Genomic DNA, 18,137 nt, shown 5'->3' with positions numbered 1-18,137 from the left:
CGCCATACAAAAATTGGGATAGAAAGGGGAATAAGATATGTCATTAAAGAAACTGTCGTTAAAAACAAAGTCTCGTGATGAAATGATTGATGTAACTAGGGAAGTACAGCAATTTGTAATGGAAGAAGGGTTAAAAAACGGGGTAGTTTATATTTATTGTCCCCATACTACTGCAGGAATTACCATTAATGAAAATGCAGATCCAGATGTGAAACATGATATGTTGATGCGTTGGGATGAAGTTTATCCATGGACTCATAAGAAGTATCGTCATATGGAAGGGAATTCTGCTTCACACCTAAAAGCAAGCACAGTGGGAGCGTCACAGGTTGTGATTGTTTCTGATGGAGAATTGATCCTAGGTACATGGCAAGGAATTTATTTCTGTGAGTTTGATGGACCGCGTACAAGAACGATGTTTCTTAAAGGGATAGAAGGTTAAAAGGAGAAAGAGGCTGGGATTTAATATGTCCCACCCTCTTTTTATAAAGCGTTATGATGTTTATTGTTTATCCTTGTCGTCGTTAAGATCTTGACTATCCACTGACATGTTATCTTGTGTGGCACGCTTTTTTCTTCTTCTCATCACTAACAGAATACTTATTAAGACTAAAATAGGAACAATAATGGGTGAGAGTCCAATGAGTATTACAACCGCACTGGAGAAAATCGAAATGATAAAATTAACTGTATCCATGAATAAGCTTTGTGCTTTTTTCCAAGTATTTAGTGTATCCGTTTCCTGTAAGGAAGGGACTTTGATGTTTCTTTCTTCTATGTGTACAGTAACGGTTGAGAAGGCTACATGATCTTCTAAATACTTCATTCTGCCTGTAAGTTGCTCGATCTCTTGTTGAATTTTCCCTAAGTCACTAGATATTTTGAGTAAGTCTTCTGTATTTTCAGCCTCTTCCATGAATGAAAGAAGGCGTTCTTCTACTGCTTCTCTTGAGCGGAGCCTTGATTCTAGATCAACATATTCTTCTGTGACATCATTTCCCCAGACTGACCTTTCATTTACCTTTGTACTCGAAGATTCTAGTTCATCTAAAAAGGGATAAAAATTGTTTTGTGGTACTCTAACGGACATATATCCAGATGTGTTGTCTTCACCTCTACTGTACTGATTGGATTCGATGATAAATCCACCCATTTTCTCAACGTGATTTTGAATTTCTAGTTGAGCTTGTTGGAAATTTGTAACCTCAATAGACATGTTGGCATTATAAATTACCATTCTATTTGCTGTATCAAAGTCGAGGTCCTCACCAGTATTATTAGAAGTGGTCACTGCTCTTCCACTTTCTTCTAAAGATTCATCAGTTAATCCACCACTATCATCCGAAGCATACATTTCAGTTTCCATCACTTCATAACTTCCGTCCATTTCATCGGCACTCATATCATCGTTTGAACTGCAACCAAACAAAATACTAATGGTCAAGAACATCATGGCTAGGAAAACAACAAAATAATTATTCTTCATCATCTGACACCCCTTCATTTATCTCATTTTATTATTTGTCGCTTCTAACGGGAATCAGGTTACAAAGAAAAAGGAAGAAATGTAAAAAAGCAATCTGCTTTCTACAATTCTTCCTTTGAATTCTGTGCCTGTGACCAAGGCGCTTGCGCTTTTGTATAAGTGGTTAATAATAAGTAGTTTCTACGAAACTATGTCTAGCTCCAGCGCCTACAGGCTCGTGTCACTTCAGGCCTTTTCTGAAGCCAAAGAGCGGCTTCTGTCAAAGTCCTTCCAGTGCATTTCGCCTGTGACCAAGGCGCTTGTGCTTTTCGTATTAATCAATCCATTTTTCTGCCCATGTTTGAAGTTCGTCCATCACAGGTTCCAATTCTTTTCCCATCTCAGACAATTGATATTCAATTCTGACAGGGGTTTCTGGATAAACAGACCTTTCAACTAAGCCAGCTTCTTCTAGTTGTTTTAAGCGATCCACTAGCATTTTATCACTCATACTTGGGATTACTGCTGATATATCTTTAAAACGTTGGGGACCCTGGAGTAATACACGAAGTATTAACCCATTCCAGCGCTTGCCTAATAATTGAAATGCCGATTCAAATTTTGGGCATAAATTCATTTGAACCATAGACATCATCTCCTTGTAAAGATTATACCACACCCTACTTATTTTTTGTAAGTACCTTAACTGATGATAATATAGTTGGTTATAATAGTTTATTTAAGAAATGAGTAGTCTTGTATCTTTTTAAGAAGGTTTCCTTCTGATATAATGTAATAATTAGTAAAGTAGCATCATGTGGATAGAATCGGTGGTGAAGTATCTTTGGATGAGTCAAAAAAAGGGATATATATAGATTGGATTTTAGTTACTACGGTTACATTGATTGTTTTATTTGGACTTATTATGATTTATAGTGCCAGCTTTGTTCAAGGATATGAAAAATTTGATAATATTGCTTATTTTTTTCAACGTCAGTTAATGTGGATTATCATATCAACTGTATTTTTTACCTTTTTCATGTTTTTTCCTTACAGGCATTATCGGAAATTATCCTTTTGGATTGTTTTCTTTTCCGCTGTTGCCCTCATATTAGTAAAGGTGCCAGGAGTAGGACACAGTGTTAATGGGGCGGAGCGATGGATCGTTTTATTTGGATTTCAAATTCAACCTTCTGAATTCGTAAAACTTGGGTCTATTATATACTTAGCTTATGTTTACTCTCGAAAACAAGCGTTTATTGATAAATTTTTTTCTGGTGTACTCCCACCGTTAGTCGTCATTATTGGCTTTTTTCTCTTAATAATGATGCAGCCAGACCTAGGTACGGCGACCTCCATTGTTATTGTGGCTGGATTAATTGCTTTTTGTTCAGGGGCAAAAAAAATTCATTTAATATCTTTAGGGAGTTTAGCTGCTTGGGCGATCTATTACTATGCCCAATCGGAAACATACCGGTTAAATCGGCTTATAGGTTATCGAACCCCATTTGAGTTAGAGGCTTCTGAAGGGCTTCAGTTAGTACAATCCTATATAGCAATCGCCCATGGCGGTTTAACAGGTGCAGGTTTAGGACAAAGTGTTCAAAAATTATTTTATCTTCCAGAAGCACATACAGATTTTATATTAGCAATTGTTAGTGAAGAACTTGGGCTTTTAGGTTTGGGCTTCGTTTTTACATGTATGTTTATCATTATTATTAGAGGTATTATTATTGGATCTCGCTGTAAAGATGCCTTCGGTAGTCTATTAGCTTATGGAATTGTTTTTCAATTGAGTGTACAGGTTTTCTTTAATGCAGGTGCTGTAAGTGGATTACTCCCAATTACAGGTATTCCTTTCCCATTTATTAGTTATGGAGGCTCATCTCTTTTGGTTACTATAATATCAATGGGAATATTAGTAAATGTTTCGCGTAAGAATGAACGTGACAGTAGAGAAAATCGTGAGGAAGAAGTTGTTGTTAAGGATGAAGTGGCAGCAACGAAAGAAAGTACAGGCAGGGGCAAGCTTCGTCCTGTACGCTAAATGGAATGATTAGTAGGTGAAAATAGATGCAAGAGCGGAAAACGTCCTTTCAACAATTAGATTTTACGCTATTATTTCTCTTGTTTGTGCTCATGTGTATTAGCTTATTAGCTGTATATAGCAGTAGCGGGCCATTGACCGACAGATGGGGATTAGATCCCCTCTATTTTGTGCAACGTCAAGTCATCTGGTTTGCAATAGGTACGATCTTAATGATGGGTGCCATGAGCATTGATTATGATTTATTTAAAAACTTCTCTATACCGCTCTATATTTTAGGGATGATTTTACTTTTTATCGTTGAATTCACCCCTTTAGGCGCTGCAGCAGGTGGAGCACAACGGTGGATAGAAGTAGGCCCAATTCGGTTTCAACCTTCAGAGTTTGTAAAAATATTTGTGATTATTACTTTAGCACATCTCTTGTACAATATTACGAAAAAGCCTAGGGAAAAGTCCTTTAAATCCGATGCAATTGTGGTAGGGCAAATAGCAGGTGTAGGCTTGCCACCGTTTATCTTTATCCTAATACAGCCTGATTTAGGTACTGCATTAGTTATTGGGGCTATAATGTTTAGTATGATTATTATGTCAGGTGTTGCCTACAGAATGATCGGACTGTTATTTTCCTTAGTTATCATGGTAATTGGCGCTTTAGTCTGGCTTCATAATCATCATTTTGAGATATTTAATAAAATTATAAAGAATCATCAGCTAAATCGAATTTATGCATGGCTAGATCCACAGGCGAATATTGAAGATACTGGCTTTCAACTATATCAGGCTATTCAAGGTATTGGAGCTGGACAATTATACGGAAGTGGTCTTTTCCAAGGGGTTAAATCTCAAAGTGGAATTATCCCCGAGTTGCATACAGACTTTATTTTTACTGTTATAGGAGAAGAGTTTGGATTTGTTGGTGCAACGGTGCTCCTTGTAGTCTACTTCTTGTTATTATACCGTATGGTTATTATTGCTTTTAACTGCAATAACACCTTTGGTACTTACCTAGTTGCAGGGGTTATTGGATTACTTGTCTTTCAGATATTCCAAAACATAGGAATGACGATTGGTCTAATGCCAATCACTGGGCTTGCCCTACCTTTTATAAGCTATGGTGGAAGTGCATTGATTACAAATATGTTAGCGATAGGGATTGTATTAAATGTAAACATACGGACTAAGCATTATATGTTTGGAGAAGAGGATTAAATATATAAAGAAAAGAGGTGTTTAAAAAGTGAAGATGACTTTTTAGCACCTTTTTTATGGTGTAATATATCATGGGTTTACGTGGTGTGGTATTTTCGGTTCAGTATTTAAATAGGGGAGGGGATTTGGTGTTATTTATAGGATATGGATCGTTGGCACAAGCACTAGTTGAACAAGTACATAATGAAAAAATTCATGTTTTTTCCCGTTCAAAAGAAAAGGTTTTGGAGAAAATAATAGATAATAGTAATATCAGTTGGATTGCTCCAGAAAATTTTAAGTATGAAAAGGAAGTTTGGCTCTTACTCCCAGCAGATGGGGTTAAACCTTTTATAGAAAAATATAAAACTTACTTTTCAAAGGAGACTGTGTTTTACTTAGCAGCTACGAAATTAATGGCTTCCGATATCCGTGAACTTGTATTGAACTCCCAGACAGTTGTCCCTGTAAAATTTATTACGCAAGGAGAACAATTAAAAAAGGATAGGCAAGGACTGGCGGCAGTCCCAGAGGAATATAAAAGCTATATTAAGAACATAGAGACTTTGTTTAAAGGAAATATAGAAATCATTAACGCGAATGAATCTGATGTTTTGTATATGAATCGAGAAGCCACTCGAATGGCAATTACGCTCGCTGAAGAGTTTAAAAGAGAAATGAAAGGAAAAGGCTTTAACGAAAAAATGATTGATCAAGCTGTGAGACAAATTGTCCCTGGAGTAATAAATGCTTATTTAGATGGGAATTTAGGGACCTTTGGTAAACAGATAGTTGCAGAACGGAGGCAAAATTAATGAGGGTAGATAAATTATTAGCAAACATGGGTTACGGTTCGAGAAAAGAAGTGAAAAAGTTATTAAAGAGCGGAGCATTGAATGTAAACAAAGAAGTAGTAAAGGACGGCAAAGTTCACGTGAATACGGAAGATGATGAAATAGAGATATTTGGAGAACTAATAGAGTATAGGGATTATATTTATATCATGATGAATAAACCGAAAGGAGTGATATCGGCAACAGAAGACAACAATGAAAGGACTGTGGTTGATTTATTAGAGCCAGAAGATGCACTTTTTGAACCATTTCCTGTTGGGAGACTAGATAAAGATACAACAGGATTAATGCTACTTACAAATGATGGGAAACTAACTCACCAGCTAACTTCTCCTAAGAAAAAAGTTGATAAACGATATCGTGTACATATTGATGCTCCACTGACCGTGGCCGATGAAGAAGCACTAAAAGAGGGAGTAGAATTAGACGATGGTTATGTAACAAAACCTGCAAAATTATCGTATCCAAATGAGGAATCTAAAACAGTTATTTTATTAACAATTACAGAAGGCAAATTTCATCAAGTAAAAAGAATGTTTAAGGCTAGGGGGAGGAAGGTAGTGGCCCTGAAACGTGAACGAATTGGCTCACTTTTATTAGACCCTTCTTTGGAACCAGGAACATATCGTGAATTAACAGATGAAGAATTACATTTACTTTATGAAGGAGAGACAAAATAAAAGAACCTCTTTGGAATGAGGTTCGAAGATTGCTTTACTCTCTATGTATGATAAAAATCAAGAAACATGTGATTTGCGGTTGGTGGATTTCCACTTCCCTCGTACAGGGCTTTCAACTAATTCATTATATTTTAGAATATTTAAATCTCTTTGAACAGTGCGTTGCGTAATTCCGAATTCTTCAACTAATTCGTTGGTGGAGACACTTCCTCTTTCCTTAATATAAAGATAGATGGATTTGATTCTTGTCATCATCCTGTCAGTTGAAGTTTTCAAAAAATCACTCCTTAATTTGTTATCAATCAACAAAAACAAGTAAGATTTAAATCTTCACTCCTTTCTGACATTTTATCGTAATAAAGTGAATGTGTAAAGTTATAAAACGATAAACCCTTAGACTATAGAAACATATTTTAGTCTGTTACTAGAGTTAACAGTTACTAAATCTTTTTTGCTGGTTATAGTAAATAAATATGTAAACTTTAAAAAAATATGAATGCAATATATTATTTTAATATTAAAATATTGTTAAAGAGGAAGGTGTTATTATGAATTGGCAGGAGCAAGTAGAAAATATACAACAAAAGTTAATAGAGGATACACAAGCTTTTTTACAAATAAAAAGTGTTTTAGATACTAGTACTGTAAAAGAAGGGGCGCCGTTCGGAGAAGGTATACGAGAAGCTTATGACTGGATCCTAGAGAAGGCGGCTAATGATGGGTTTACCATAAAAGATGTTGATGGATACGGAGCTCATATTGAAATGGGGGAAGGATCAGAAATAGTGGGGATTCTTTGTCATGTGGATGTGGTACCAGCAGGGGGAGGATGGACGACCCCTCCTTATTCTGCAAAAATTAGGGAGGGTAAGATTTTTGCAAGGGGTGCTATCGATGATAAGGGGCCAACGATGGCTGCTTACTATGCAATGAAAATAATAAAAGATCAACATTTACAATTAGGAAAAAGAGTGAGGCTCATTATTGGTACTGATGAGGAAAGCGAGTGGCGTTGTGTTAAGCATTATTTTGAGCATGAGGAGATGCCAAATGTAGGTTTTGCACCAGATGCTGATTTTCCAATTATTAATGCTGAAAAGGGGATTTGTGATCTTGAATTCTCCACCTACATATCAGCTGATGGGGGAATTGTCGAGTCATTTCATGCAGGCGAGAGGCTCAATATGGTACCTGAGAAGGCAAGTGCGACATTAAGTGGTATAGATATAAATGATATTAGGGATAGGTTTCTGCATTTTTTAAGTGAGCACAGTGTGTCAGGAGAGTTTCATGTAGAAAACGACAAAATTACTTTAGAAGTTTCTGGGAAATCAGCACACGGCATGGAGCCAGATAAGGGGATTAATAGTGGTTTATATTTAGCAAACTTTATCTCCACTCTCCCGCTTCAAGGAAACGAAGTTGATTATTTTAAAACTTTAAGTGATTTATTTTTTCTAGATTCCCGTGGGAAAAAAATTGGGATTGATTATAAAGATGACATGAAAGGGGACGTAACATTAAACCTAGGTGTTTTAAATTGTAAAAAAGGTGGAGAAGGAAAAATTGGTGTTAATTTAAGATACCCAGATGGAGCCAATTACCCTTCTATTTATGAAAAATTGAAGAATTCAATGGAGAATAGACATTTTACAACCCATATAATTACACATGAAAAGCCCCATGCAGTTTCTGAGGATCATCCCCTTGTTAAAACATTGGCAAAAGTATACGAGGAACAGACAGGAGAGAAAGCTGAAACATTAGCAATTGGTGGGGGAACGTATGCAAGATCGTTGGAAGCTGGAGTTGCCTTTGGACCAATGTTTCCCGGGCAATTAGATGTAGCACATCAATCAGATGAATATATTTCTATTGATAATTTGAAAAAAGCAACCTCAATCTATGCACAGGCAATATATGAGCTTGCGAAAAAATAAGCTCTTGTGTTGTCAAATTCAAAAATTTTAACGTATAGGGAAAAAGGACCGTTAAAGCATGCTGCTTAACGGTTTTTTTGTCCCTACATACTGTACGAAAAATTTTCTATTGATTCCTTCTTCATGAAGGTATTGCTAGTATTTAATTTTGTATATAATTAAAACCAACAAACAGTAGTTTAATTAATGAAAATTTTCTGACTTTTTACAACCTGTTTTAGAAAGCGTTTACATTCAATCTGGTTGTAGTAGAAGGGGGAGTGAAGAACAACTCTAGTGTGTCGGCATTTTAAGTTTATTAGATTCTTTAAAAAAATTACATTTGAATGACGAAAGGGAGGCCAAAAAATGAACGTATTAAAGAGATCTTTCTTATTAATCATTATTAGTATCTTATTTACGGCTGTAATGGTAGCTTGTGGAGGAGATGAAGGTAGTGAGGAAGCGAGTACTACTAATACTGATGAAAATGATGTAACAGAAGAAACAAATGAACCATCAGAAGAGGAAGAAGGTGAATCTGATTCTGATTCTGAATCTGAAGCTGAAACGATGGATCCAGTTACCCTTAGTTTAGCCGACTTTGCTCCAGCACCTCACCCAATTCAGCGAGAAATTTTTCCTGAATGGGCAGCAGCGATCGAAGAGGCTACTGATGGTTTAGTTACAATAGAGATGTATCCTGGAGGTTCCCTACTGGGTAGTGGTGATATTTATCCAGGTGTTGAATCAGGACTTGCGGATATCGGGCATGATGTTTCTGGATATAACCCAGGTAGATTACCAGTATTGAACTCTTTATACTCTGGAGGTCTAGAGTATAGGAACTCAGCAGTTTCTAGTCATGTTGCAAAAGATGTAGTTGAACAATTAAATCCTGAAGAGTTACAAGATACTGAGATTATGTTTATTTATGGAATTGCCCCTGGATTATTAATGACTTCAGAACCTGTTAGAAGTTTAGAAGATTTAGAAGGAATGCAGATTCGAGCAAGTGGTACGAATGTTGCTACATTAGAAGCTCTAGGTGCAACGCCTGTAGCAATGCCTGTAACAGAGGCTTATGAGAGTATGTCTAGAGGAATTGTAGATGGAAGTTTACTACCAGCTGATACATTAAGATCATTTAATTTAGCAGAGGTAACGAATTACGTAACTCACTCTAGTTTAATTTATACAACTATTAATTATGTAACGATGAATAAAGATGTTTGGGATTCATTCCCTTCACATATCCAAGAAGCAATACGTGAAGTGAATGAACAAGCATTTGAACATTCCATCGAAGTATTTACTAGGGAGGTTGAAGATAGCTTACAGTATGCAATTGATGAGCATGGAGTGGAAGAAATTTTCTTAACAGAAGAGGAAGAAGCTCGTTGGCTTGACAGATTAGTAGATATGATAGACCTACGTATTGAGGAACTAAATGATGCAGGACTCGATGGAGAAGATATAATGAATCAACTAGTTGAACTGACAAAGAAATATAATGAGGAACTTGGTGAATAAAAGTAATATTTTTTAGACATGCATCGCATCTATTCACTAAGAATGATGCGATGTAATTTGTTAAAAAGGGGACGTTTAAATGATAAAAGGATATGTAAAGATTGTTACAAAAGCCAGTAAAACGATGGAAAATATCGCTGCTATCATACTATTTCTAACTGCAATGTTGGTCATTGCAAATGTCCTCTCAAGAAGATTATTTAATATGCCAATCCAAGGTACACACGATTTAATCCTATTTCTGACTCCAGTAATAATATCTCTTTCTATTGCTTATTGTGCTGTTAAAGATGGACATATTTCCATTAGTATTTTTATGGACCGATTGTCTAAAAGAGTACAAAAGATAATTGACACTATAATAGGTATTATTTCTGCTATTTTTTTGTTTTTAATCACATGGAATATCATATTGTATGCAAATGATATGAGAGCATATGGTGAAGTTTCCCTAACCATTGCTTTACCGCACTATCCATTTGTTCTCATATTAGCTGCTGGGTTTGGTGTTCTTGCATTGGTGGTTATAGGAAAAATATTGTCATTATTTGATAAAGAGGGGGGAGAATAGTTATGTCACCTGTTATGATCGGGGTTTTAGGGATCCTTATCTTCTTTATATTCTTAATATTACGCACGCCAGTTGCTTACTCCATGTTATTTGCAGGAATTATTGGAATTTTTATTTTAAATTCACCATCTGTTGCCCTAAGAATAGTAGCAACAGAAATTTATTCTAACTTTTCCACATATACACTAAGTGCTATTCCGATGTTTGTATGGATGGGATTTTTAGCATTAAATGCTGGCATTGGAGCTAAAGTGTTTGATTTTGCTTATAAGGCAGTAGGTCATTTACCTGGTGGATTAGCTATGGCTTCTCAGGGAGCAGCTGGGTTGTTTGGAGCAATATCTGGCTCAAACACGGCAACTGCTGCAACTATTGGATCGATCGCTGTACCAGAAATGAGGAAGCATAAATATAATGATTCACTGTCAACGGCTAGTGTAGCAGCTGGTGGTATTCTAGGCGTTCTAATTCCACCGAGTACTCTTTTCATTATATATGGAATAGCAGCAGAACAATCGATTGGAAGATTATTTTTAGCAGGTATTATCCCAGGTATAATCTTAATGATATCCTTTATGATATTGATTTATATACTTGCTTTGAGAAATCCACACCTTGCACCACGAGGAGAAAAGTCAACATGGAAAGAAAGGTTCCTTTCTCTCCGAGGTGGGCTATGGGAAGTGGCAGTAATTTTTGCGTTATCTATGGGTGGATTATTTACTGGTTGGTTTACACCGACAGAAGCAGGTGCTGTTGGTGCAGGAGGCGTTTTATTACTTACACTTATCACTAGGAAGTTAAGTTGGCAAGGGTTGAAAAAATCACTATTCGAAACTCTTCGAACAACAGCTATGATTATGCTACTAATTGGATCAGCAGTAGTATTTGGACGCTTGATTACACTTAGTCGAATTCCATTTGAACTTGGTGGTTGGGTTGAGAGCTTAATATTTCCACCAGTTGTTACGATGGCATTAATTTTGTTGATATACCTCATTTTAGGGTTTTTCATGGATGCTTTAGCGTTAATATTATTATCGATTCCAATTTTTTATCCAGTGGTAGTGGGCACGTTAGGGTACGATCCAATTTGGTTTGGGGTTATTATGGTCCTAGTGGCAGCGATGGGTGTTATTACTCCACCAGTAGGAGTAAATGTTTATATCATTAAAGGTGTTGTGAAAGATGTGAAGGTAGAACAGATATTTAGAGGAATTTGGCCATTTTTATTTGTGATCATCATAGTTACGCTTCTTATGCTTGCAGTACCAGAGATCGCAACATTTTTACCAGACTTAATTGGTAATTAATTAGGTAATGAATATCTTTTGTTTGAAGGTGAACAAATGACAAATAAGGAAAAATTGTGGTCGAAGGGTTTTATTATCATTACGATTAGTTGTTTCCTTTTGTTCCTCAATATGCAAATGCTCTTAGTGACAACACCAGTGTACTTAAGGGAAAACTTTCAAAGTACCGATACAACAATAGGTGTTGTTACGAGTCTTTTTGCATTCTCTGCCATATTGGCCAGAATATATACAGGTAGACCTTCGCAAATGCACAAAATAGGTAAGCTTTTATTTGTAGGTTTGTGTATTGCATTCATAGCAACGGTTGGTATCTATTGGAGTTATTTTGTTGTTACAATTCTTTTAATAAGAATGCTACATGGTCTTGGTTTTGGGATAGCTAGTACCACGTTACCTACGATGGCTTCCAATCTTATTCCCCATAAGAGGATGGGAGAAGGAATGGGGTACTTTGGCTTTTCTAATACATTAGCATTAATGCTAGGACCTGTGTTTGGTTTATTTTTACTAGATACATATAGTATTAAGATATTAATACTAGTTGCTTCCATCATACTTGTTGTTGTTTTCCCTCTCATATATAAAATAATGCCTCGTACCCCCATTGATATCATAGATAAAATTGAAGTGGAGGAAACAGTTAAAAAGAAGAAACGTTTTATTTCACGCAACCTTTTAGTGCCAGCAATCTTGAATGTTCTCATGTATTCCACATATAGTGGGTTAGTTAGTTTCATTGTGTTATTCGGACAGGAACAAAATCTTCGTGGTGTAAGTAGTTTTTTTCTATTTTCTTCATTAGCGGTATTACTCGTGCGCCCATTTGCTGGGAGGTTTTTCGATAAAAAAGGGCCCCTCGCTGTGCTTATACCTGGTGCTATTTTCATGTTCATTGGTTTAATTCTTTTATCTTTTTCAACAAATAGTATCTTTGTAGTCTTAACTGCGTTTGTGTATGGAATTGGTTACGGAATTCTTCAGCCAACCATTCAAGCGTGGATGATAAATAAGGTATCTAAAGAGGAACGAGGACTTGCCAATGGCATGTTTTTTAATTCGTTAGATTTAGGTGTTGTAACAGGTGCGGTCATCTTAGGTGCAATCGCTTCTAGTATTGGTTATGTGCATATGTATCAAGTTTCTGCTTTATTCATGGTCCTATTTCTCATTGTTCTAGTTGTTTCAGTATCTCTAGAGAATCGCTCCCATGAGATGAAGGCAAATCATGATTCTCCATCTTAATGAAAACCGTATTCTAATTTGTATTTATTGAGACAAATAAGGTCAGTTTGCATAACCAAAATAGGCTTCCACAAAATATGATTGTGGAAGCCTTAGGCGCTTACGCTTTTCCATTTTATATCTACTCTTGATCAAAATCAAATAGGTCTGTAGACAAGTAACGCTCTCCAGTATCACAAGCGATAGCTACAACCACATCTTCAGGTGTAAGGCGCTTTGCAACTTGGAGTGCAGCATAGCAAGCAGCCCCAGATGATGGACCAACAAGGATTCCTTCATTTCTAGAAAGCTGTCTAGTTACTTCATAAGCATCCTCATCGGAGATGCAGAATATTTCACCGTATACATCCTGATTAAGGATAGGGGGTATAAAACCAGGGCTAGTACCTACAAGTTTATGTGGACCAGGCTTGCCACCTGAGAGGACCGGTGATCCTTTTGGTTCAACAACATGGGTAGTCATATTTGGATAAGCTTTTTGTAACTCTTCCGCTGTTCCTGTAATTGTTCCACCTGTACCAGAGGCAGCTACAAACGCTGATAATGGCTTCTTTAGCTGTTCCATCGCTTCTACAATTTCACTGGCTGTAGTATATCTATGTGCGTCTGGGTTAGCTGCATTTTCAAATTGCATAGGCATAAAGCTGTTAGGGATTTTCTTTACTAATTCGTGCGCTTTTTCAATGGCACCGGGCATCTTTTTGTCTCCTGGAGTAAGAACGACTTCAGCACCGTAGGCTTTAAGTAAATTTATTCTTTCGTTTGACATAGTATCTGGCATGATCAGAATAGAACGGTATCCTTTGGCAGCTGCATTCATAGCTAAACCAATTCCTGTATTTCCACTGGTTGGTTCAATAATAACAGAGTCTTGATTCAACAAGCCGTCCTTTTCTGCTTGTACGATCATATTATATGCAGCACGGTCTTTTACACTACCACTAGGATTCATAAACTCTAGCTTAAGATAGACAGAAGCGCCTTTTGGGTCCGCAGTTTTCTGAAGTTTTACAAGGGGAGTGTCCCCAATTAGTTCTGCCATATTATTTACAACACGCATTTGTTCACGACCTTTCTATTTATACATAAGTTTAATTAATTGAATGCTGATTAATAAAATCGGAATAATTGTTTTTACTATTGTATCATACTCTTATTAAGAGAAAAAAGTAAGTAGGTGCAATTAATGACGGAACAAAGACATCATTTTATCGGGTTAAAAATACCGAAACATATTCAACCAATCTTAAAGGGTGTACAAGAAGAATTAAATGTAAACAAGTATTACAAGAAAGTGACTTATCCAGATGATTTTCATATTACTCTGTTATTTTTAGGAGGGTGGGATAAACAGAAAGTAGATCAACTATGGGCTAATTTGAAATCAAACGTTTCAAATGATGCATTTGAATTAACTTTATCAAGGATCGGATATTTTGGAGCTGAGAAAAGTCCTAGAGTACTCTGGTTTGGGGTGGAGGAAAGCAAGGGGTTAACTGAGTTAAAAAATAATGTTTCTGAACAAGCGGAAAAGCTGAATTTCCCAGTCGAAAAGCGACCTTTTCGCCCACACATTACTCTTGCTAAAAATTATAAAAGCCAAGCGCCTATTGACTTTCGACAATATAAATTAGTAGAAAAAAATTGGCCTGTACTGGAATTGACACTCTTTGAAATAAACCCAGGAAAAAAACCTATGTATAAGTCTGTTTCCATAATTCCATTTTCAAGGTAAAATGGATATTGGAAAGAGATTGGCCTCTTGTTGAAATGGGGGAGATGTACATCGCTCAATTAGTAAAATTATCAGATTATATATCCCGTTATGAAATGGATATATATAAATATCCAAGTCGTTATGTCCGGTTAAAAAAGGAAAGGTGGCAGCGACTCGTTCATTCTTGGGAGTTAAATAAGCAAGGTAAAAGGAGATTTTTTTCTTCAAAACCTGAAGAAGAAGTAGTGAAAAAGAGTTGGAGAAACTTCTGGCCTTTCAAGCAGAAAGAATCTCAACTAGAGACACAAACAGAAGAAGAAGATTTGTTTTTAAATAATCAATTGCCAATTTCTCCTTCATTAGATCATTTAAAAGCTAGCTTTAGGGAAGAATTATTTTCTTTTCAAATGAATTGGGCTAGCTCAACCATATCTGAAATATCTAATGTAAAAAGAAAATATCAGTATGATCAACTTCTTTTTACGTTATTAATGGAATTGCCTGATACGTTTTTTGTTTTCTATGAACCAGTGTTTGTCCATAAAAAGACTTCCATAGATCTTGATATTATGATTTTAACACCATCTGAATTATGGTTAGTGCGGGCTCTTCCTGGTAATGAACAGACCATTTATCAACCAGGGGCAGACCGTTTTTGGACATGTAGTAAAGGAGATAAGAAGGAAAAGATACTCCACCCAATTATTTCATTAAAACGGATGAGAACAGTAATTGAACCCCTTTTAACTGAAATGGATCTATCAATTCCGATTAAAACTGTCATTTTGGCGAAAGATGCCTACATTGATAACTCCTCTTCGCAAAGAATTACATTAATAGATAAGCGAAGTTATAGAGAGTGGAAGGAAAAACTCAGTAGAAATGTAGCGCCATTAAAGCTACACCAAATGAAAATCGCGGATGCTATTTTGTCTAATTGCTTAACTATTGCGAGGGAGCGAACTGATTTTTTACAGGCAGAAGATGAGATTATAGAAAAAGATAAATAATTAAATAAATTTAAGTGTTTAAAAAAGTGGTATAATTATATAGATATTTGAAAATTTACCATCATTTTCTTGTAGTGGCTATAAACTTAAAGTTGAATAATAGTAGATTCTTTTTTACAATGAAAAAAGGCTTGAAATTCGGATGAATGTAATGATCAATAAATTGTAGTGAAATAGAGGGTGAAATAATTGATACACTTCATGGGAGAAGAGTGGGAATTGCTACCAGCTGGTGGGGCCACAGGTGAAGCATATATTGCTCAGCAAGGCGATCAAAAAATATTCATAAAGAGAAACTCTTCTCCTTTTTTAGCAGTTTTGTCAGCAGAGGGAATTGTTCCTAAGCTATTGTGGACAAAACGGTTAGAAAATGGAGATGTTATCACAGCGCAACGCTGGGTGAACAGTAGGGAATTAAAATCTCCTGAAATGAAAGAAGATCGCGTTGCAAGATTACTATCAAAAATTCATCGCTCGAAGGAATTGTTATACATGTTTAAGCGTATGGGTAATCATTCTCTTCTACCGACTGAGTTCTTTAAAACCTTAAAAGATAAAGCTCTTAAATGTAATCTAAATAATGATCTCGTCCACTCAAGCTTAAACTGGCTTGAGAAAAATGTGATTGAAATTGATCAAATGGACCATGTCGTATGCCATTCAGATGTAAACCATAATAATTGGATTTTGTCTGGTGATGACAGCCTTTATCTCATAGATTGGGATGGTGCTATTGTGGCAGATCCTGCTCTTGATTTAGCGCCCCTGTTATACCTATATGTACCTAGGAACGAATGGGATAGATGGCTAAGTGAATATGGGTTAACCTTAACACAAGGGTTAAAGAATCGTATGAGATGGTATATGATTGCACAGTGTATTGATACTCTGTTATGGTCTAAACAAAAAAGTGAATCAATCGATAGTGAAAAATGGGAAGTTCTGTTATGTAATGTATTACGTGATACGGAGCTTCACTCTTAAGCATGTAATGTAGGGGACATGAAAGGCATTTACGCTAATCATGCCCCTTTTTGCGTTCCACTTATCTTTTTACATTTGTGTGTTATATCCATTTTCTATAGACTGAATCTTTTGAACGTATTGATTGAGTTCTTGTTTAGAGAAATTCCCTCTCTGTCCCTCATGGTCATGCTGGCTTGCAAATTGTCCCACATCCATTAATGCAGACTTAATGTCCTGTGGTACTGCATTGTTTTGGAGTAGAGAATTCACCAACCTCTCCACCTGTTCATATTCATCGTGTGTACCATAGTTTTCGTCAGTTTGATTTTCGAGGATATCTACAAGTAACTCTAATTGGTGGTGGTAATTCATTTTAGCACATCCTTCTATATCTATTTCACTAATAAGTTTAGGATGTGACACCTGGAAGAATTTATTCTTAAATCTCTCTCCCCTTCCGTTGTTCATAATCAATCGTGACAGCCCCTCCACCAACACTTAACAGTTCTAATTCCTTAACCCAGCGTTCAATGTTCATCTTATGGAGTTGGATATGAGCATATGGATTAGGGTGGAACTGACCTTCTGACACATAGGCGTGTATCTCTTGAAGAGTTCCAGTAAAATTTTCATTAATGTTTTGAACTCTTAATGCTTTTAAAATTTCGTCCATCGTCTGAAAATGAATGCTTGTCCCTTTCTTTAACTCGAACTGTTCTGCTAGTAGGTTTTTCAGTGTTCTAATTAATTTCGTTCTCTCCATGTTGTCTACCTCCAGTAAATTGTTTTCACTATTTACTTAACCGGTTTGTACCCTTTTCCCAAAAATTAAATGTGTTAATCATAAATCCTTTTTTACAAGCACACAAAAATCTTATATGATATGAATGGTTAGGAATAAAATATTGATTTATTTAATGGAGTGAATGGAAGAATGCGGTTAAGAAATAAACCATGGGCTGAAAGAGTAATTGTGGAGAACCCACAAATTGTAGAACCTGAACCTAGAAAGTGGCGTGGGAAATGGAATGAAATTTTCGGAAATAATCACCCAATCCATGTGGAAGTAGGGACTGGAAAAGGAAGATTTGTTACAAGATTAGGTGAGGCCCACCCTGAATGGAATGTTATCGGTGTAGAAAAATATGATAGCGTCATTATCACTGGTGTAGAGAGGCTCCAAGAAAACCCTCAACAAAATGTTCGATTGCTTAAGGAAGATGTAACAGAACTCACTGAGTTCTTCGCACCTAATGAAATTGACAGATTATACATTAATTTTACTGATCCTTGGCCAAAAAACCGTCATGCAAAACGCAGATTGACACATGAAGGGTATTTGAAACAATATAAAGAAGTATTAAAGGAAACTGGAGAAATTCATATGAAAACTGATAATCAAGGTTTATTTGAATATTCCCTTGAGAGTTTATCTCAGTTTGGCTTTAAGCTTAAAAATATTTGTCTTGATTTACACAAAAGTGATATACAAGGTAACATTATGACGGAGTACGAGGAACGTTACAATAAAAGGGGAATGAAGATTTACCGTGTAGAAGCACACCTTTAATTATATCAACATTCCGAGTGAAATAAATTTTGTGAATGGGGGAGAGCGTGTGGCATT

Annotated in this window: 20 protein-coding genes; 14 read left to right on the top strand and 6 right to left on the bottom strand. The window is 36.2% G+C overall.

What is annotated here, in order from left to right; translation table 11 throughout:
* The first annotated feature begins 37 nt into the window (after nucleotides 1-37).
* Entirely contained in the window at nucleotides 38-442 is a 405-nt protein-coding gene (locus tag BW724_RS16520) for a secondary thiamine-phosphate synthase enzyme YjbQ (protein ID WP_088076273.1), read from the top strand.
* A 60-nt stretch (nucleotides 443-502) separates the two neighbouring features.
* Here BW724_RS16520 and BW724_RS16515 read toward each other — a convergent pair whose 3' ends face one another.
* Both BW724_RS16515 and BW724_RS16510 read right to left on the bottom strand, forming a co-directional pair.
* Nucleotides 503-1,486, bottom strand: coding sequence for a DUF4349 domain-containing protein (locus BW724_RS16515; protein WP_176371441.1), 984 nt, complete (start codon nucleotides 1,484-1,486; stop codon nucleotides 503-505).
* 313 nt (nucleotides 1,487-1,799) lie between these two features.
* The gene (locus BW724_RS16510; RefSeq protein ID WP_088076271.1) at nucleotides 1,800-2,111 is read right to left on the bottom strand and encodes a winged helix-turn-helix transcriptional regulator; all 312 of its coding nucleotides are present in this window, start codon (nucleotides 2,109-2,111) and stop codon (nucleotides 1,800-1,802) included.
* A gap of 198 nt (nucleotides 2,112-2,309) precedes the next feature.
* On the opposite strand from BW724_RS16510, the gene ftsW reads away from it, so the two are divergent.
* The 4 genes from ftsW to BW724_RS16490 all read left to right on the top strand — a co-directional run bounded on the left by ftsW (nucleotide 2,310) and on the right by BW724_RS16490 (nucleotide 6,236).
* Nucleotides 2,310-3,512 carry a putative lipid II flippase FtsW gene (gene ftsW, locus BW724_RS16505; protein WP_088077996.1) on the top strand — a complete coding sequence of 401 codons (1,203 nt, stop codon included), beginning with the start codon at nucleotides 2,310-2,312 and terminating at the stop codon, nucleotides 3,510-3,512.
* Between the two features lie 26 nt (nucleotides 3,513-3,538).
* On the top strand, nucleotides 3,539-4,723 hold the full coding sequence (gene rodA / locus BW724_RS16500; RefSeq protein ID WP_088076270.1) for a rod shape-determining protein RodA: 1,185 nt from the start codon (nucleotides 3,539-3,541) through the stop codon (nucleotides 4,721-4,723).
* A gap of 128 nt (nucleotides 4,724-4,851) precedes the next feature.
* Nucleotides 4,852-5,517, top strand: a complete 666-nt coding sequence (locus BW724_RS16495) for a hypothetical protein (RefSeq protein ID WP_140354987.1) — start codon at nucleotides 4,852-4,854, stop codon at nucleotides 5,515-5,517.
* The gene (locus BW724_RS16490; protein ID WP_088076268.1) at nucleotides 5,517-6,236 is read left to right on the top strand and encodes a pseudouridine synthase; all 720 of its coding nucleotides are present in this window, start codon (nucleotides 5,517-5,519) and stop codon (nucleotides 6,234-6,236) included. The genes BW724_RS16495 and BW724_RS16490 overlap by 1 nt, the downstream gene beginning before the upstream one ends.
* A gap of 57 nt (nucleotides 6,237-6,293) precedes the next feature.
* Here the strand turns inward: BW724_RS16490 and BW724_RS16485 are convergent, their stop codons facing one another.
* Nucleotides 6,294-6,512, bottom strand: a complete 219-nt coding sequence (locus BW724_RS16485; RefSeq protein WP_176371440.1) for a DeoR family transcriptional regulator — start codon at nucleotides 6,510-6,512, stop codon at nucleotides 6,294-6,296.
* 272 nt (nucleotides 6,513-6,784) lie between these two features.
* Between BW724_RS16485 and pepV the strand changes: the two genes are divergently transcribed.
* From pepV to BW724_RS16460, 5 genes are all read left to right on the top strand, one after another.
* Nucleotides 6,785-8,176: a dipeptidase PepV gene (gene pepV, locus BW724_RS16480; RefSeq protein WP_088076267.1), complete on the top strand. Its 1,392-nt coding sequence runs from the start codon at nucleotides 6,785-6,787 to the stop codon at nucleotides 8,174-8,176.
* A 348-nt stretch (nucleotides 8,177-8,524) separates the two neighbouring features.
* Nucleotides 8,525-9,688 carry a TRAP transporter substrate-binding protein gene (locus BW724_RS16475; protein WP_088076266.1) on the top strand — a complete coding sequence of 388 codons (1,164 nt, stop codon included), beginning with the start codon at nucleotides 8,525-8,527 and terminating at the stop codon, nucleotides 9,686-9,688.
* A 79-nt stretch (nucleotides 9,689-9,767) separates the two neighbouring features.
* Nucleotides 9,768-10,259, top strand: a complete 492-nt coding sequence (locus tag BW724_RS16470; protein ID WP_088076265.1) for a TRAP transporter small permease — start codon at nucleotides 9,768-9,770, stop codon at nucleotides 10,257-10,259.
* Between the two features lie 2 nt (nucleotides 10,260-10,261).
* Nucleotides 10,262-11,572 carry a TRAP transporter large permease gene (locus tag BW724_RS16465; RefSeq protein ID WP_088076264.1) on the top strand — a complete coding sequence of 437 codons (1,311 nt, stop codon included), beginning with the start codon at nucleotides 10,262-10,264 and terminating at the stop codon, nucleotides 11,570-11,572.
* Between the two features lie 36 nt (nucleotides 11,573-11,608).
* Complete coding sequence (locus tag BW724_RS16460; RefSeq protein WP_088076263.1) at nucleotides 11,609-12,817, top strand: MFS transporter; 1,209 nt, start codon at nucleotides 11,609-11,611, stop codon at nucleotides 12,815-12,817.
* A 121-nt stretch (nucleotides 12,818-12,938) separates the two neighbouring features.
* Here BW724_RS16460 and cysK read toward each other — a convergent pair whose 3' ends face one another.
* Nucleotides 12,939-13,877: a cysteine synthase A gene (cysK, locus tag BW724_RS16455; RefSeq protein ID WP_088076262.1), complete on the bottom strand. Its 939-nt coding sequence runs from the start codon at nucleotides 13,875-13,877 to the stop codon at nucleotides 12,939-12,941.
* Nucleotides 13,878-14,003: 126 nt separating this feature from the next.
* Between cysK and thpR the strand changes: the two genes are divergently transcribed.
* From thpR to BW724_RS16440, 3 genes are all read left to right on the top strand, one after another.
* Entirely contained in the window at nucleotides 14,004-14,552 is a 549-nt protein-coding gene (thpR, locus tag BW724_RS16450) for an RNA 2',3'-cyclic phosphodiesterase (protein WP_088076261.1), read from the top strand.
* Nucleotides 14,553-14,560: 8 nt separating this feature from the next.
* A complete protein-coding gene (locus tag BW724_RS16445) occupies nucleotides 14,561-15,544 on the top strand; it encodes a nuclease-related domain-containing protein (protein WP_088076260.1) in 984 nt (327 codons plus the stop codon).
* 201 nt (nucleotides 15,545-15,745) lie between these two features.
* Nucleotides 15,746-16,528: a phosphotransferase family protein gene (locus tag BW724_RS16440; protein WP_246596114.1), complete on the top strand. Its 783-nt coding sequence runs from the start codon at nucleotides 15,746-15,748 to the stop codon at nucleotides 16,526-16,528.
* 69 nt (nucleotides 16,529-16,597) lie between these two features.
* Here BW724_RS16440 and BW724_RS16435 read toward each other — a convergent pair whose 3' ends face one another.
* Both BW724_RS16435 and BW724_RS16430 read right to left on the bottom strand, forming a co-directional pair.
* Nucleotides 16,598-16,882, bottom strand: a complete 285-nt coding sequence (locus BW724_RS16435; protein ID WP_176371439.1) for a YtzH-like family protein — start codon at nucleotides 16,880-16,882, stop codon at nucleotides 16,598-16,600.
* A 67-nt stretch (nucleotides 16,883-16,949) separates the two neighbouring features.
* Entirely contained in the window at nucleotides 16,950-17,273 is a 324-nt protein-coding gene (locus BW724_RS16430; RefSeq protein ID WP_088076257.1) for a YtzH-like family protein, read from the bottom strand.
* A gap of 171 nt (nucleotides 17,274-17,444) precedes the next feature.
* Between BW724_RS16430 and trmB the strand changes: the two genes are divergently transcribed.
* A complete protein-coding gene (trmB, locus tag BW724_RS16425; RefSeq protein ID WP_088076256.1) occupies nucleotides 17,445-18,080 on the top strand; it encodes a tRNA (guanosine(46)-N7)-methyltransferase TrmB in 636 nt (211 codons plus the stop codon).
* Nucleotides 18,081-18,137: the final 57 nt, after the last annotated feature.

Origin of the sequence: Litchfieldia alkalitelluris, assembly GCF_002153425.1 — a bacterium.
GTDB lineage: Bacteria > Bacillota > Bacilli > Bacillales > Salisediminibacteriaceae > Evansella > Evansella alkalicola.
This window is presented reverse-complemented; position numbering and strand designations above follow the sequence as displayed.

What these genes read in the sequence shown, in the direction of transcription:
- BW724_RS16520 (WP_088076273.1), top strand. Translation starts at nt 38, where the DNA reads ATGTCATTAAAGAAACTGTCGTTAAAAACAAAGTCTCGTGATGAAATG.
- BW724_RS16515 (WP_176371441.1), bottom strand. Translation starts at nt 1,486, where the DNA reads ATGAAGAATAATTATTTTGTTGTTTTCCTAGCCATGATGTTCTTGACC.
- BW724_RS16510 (WP_088076271.1), bottom strand. Translation starts at nt 2,111, where the DNA reads ATGGTTCAAATGAATTTATGCCCAAAATTTGAATCGGCATTTCAATTA.
- rodA (WP_088076270.1), top strand. Translation starts at nt 3,539, where the DNA reads ATGCAAGAGCGGAAAACGTCCTTTCAACAATTAGATTTTACGCTATTA.
- BW724_RS16490 (WP_088076268.1), top strand. Translation starts at nt 5,517, where the DNA reads ATGAGGGTAGATAAATTATTAGCAAACATGGGTTACGGTTCGAGAAAA.
- pepV (WP_088076267.1), top strand. Translation starts at nt 6,785, where the DNA reads ATGAATTGGCAGGAGCAAGTAGAAAATATACAACAAAAGTTAATAGAG.
- BW724_RS16475 (WP_088076266.1), top strand. Translation starts at nt 8,525, where the DNA reads ATGAACGTATTAAAGAGATCTTTCTTATTAATCATTATTAGTATCTTA.
- BW724_RS16470 (WP_088076265.1), top strand. Translation starts at nt 9,768, where the DNA reads ATGATAAAAGGATATGTAAAGATTGTTACAAAAGCCAGTAAAACGATG.
- BW724_RS16465 (WP_088076264.1), top strand. Translation starts at nt 10,262, where the DNA reads ATGTCACCTGTTATGATCGGGGTTTTAGGGATCCTTATCTTCTTTATA.
- BW724_RS16460 (WP_088076263.1), top strand. Translation starts at nt 11,609, where the DNA reads ATGACAAATAAGGAAAAATTGTGGTCGAAGGGTTTTATTATCATTACG.
- cysK (WP_088076262.1), bottom strand. Translation starts at nt 13,877, where the DNA reads ATGCGTGTTGTAAATAATATGGCAGAACTAATTGGGGACACTCCCCTT.
- thpR (WP_088076261.1), top strand. Translation starts at nt 14,004, where the DNA reads ATGACGGAACAAAGACATCATTTTATCGGGTTAAAAATACCGAAACAT.
- BW724_RS16440 (WP_246596114.1), top strand. Translation starts at nt 15,746, where the DNA reads ATGGGAGAAGAGTGGGAATTGCTACCAGCTGGTGGGGCCACAGGTGAA.
- BW724_RS16435 (WP_176371439.1), bottom strand. Translation starts at nt 16,882, where the DNA reads ATGAATTACCACCACCAATTAGAGTTACTTGTAGATATCCTCGAAAAT.
- BW724_RS16430 (WP_088076257.1), bottom strand. Translation starts at nt 17,273, where the DNA reads ATGGAGAGAACGAAATTAATTAGAACACTGAAAAACCTACTAGCAGAA.
- trmB (WP_088076256.1), top strand. Translation starts at nt 17,445, where the DNA reads ATGCGGTTAAGAAATAAACCATGGGCTGAAAGAGTAATTGTGGAGAAC.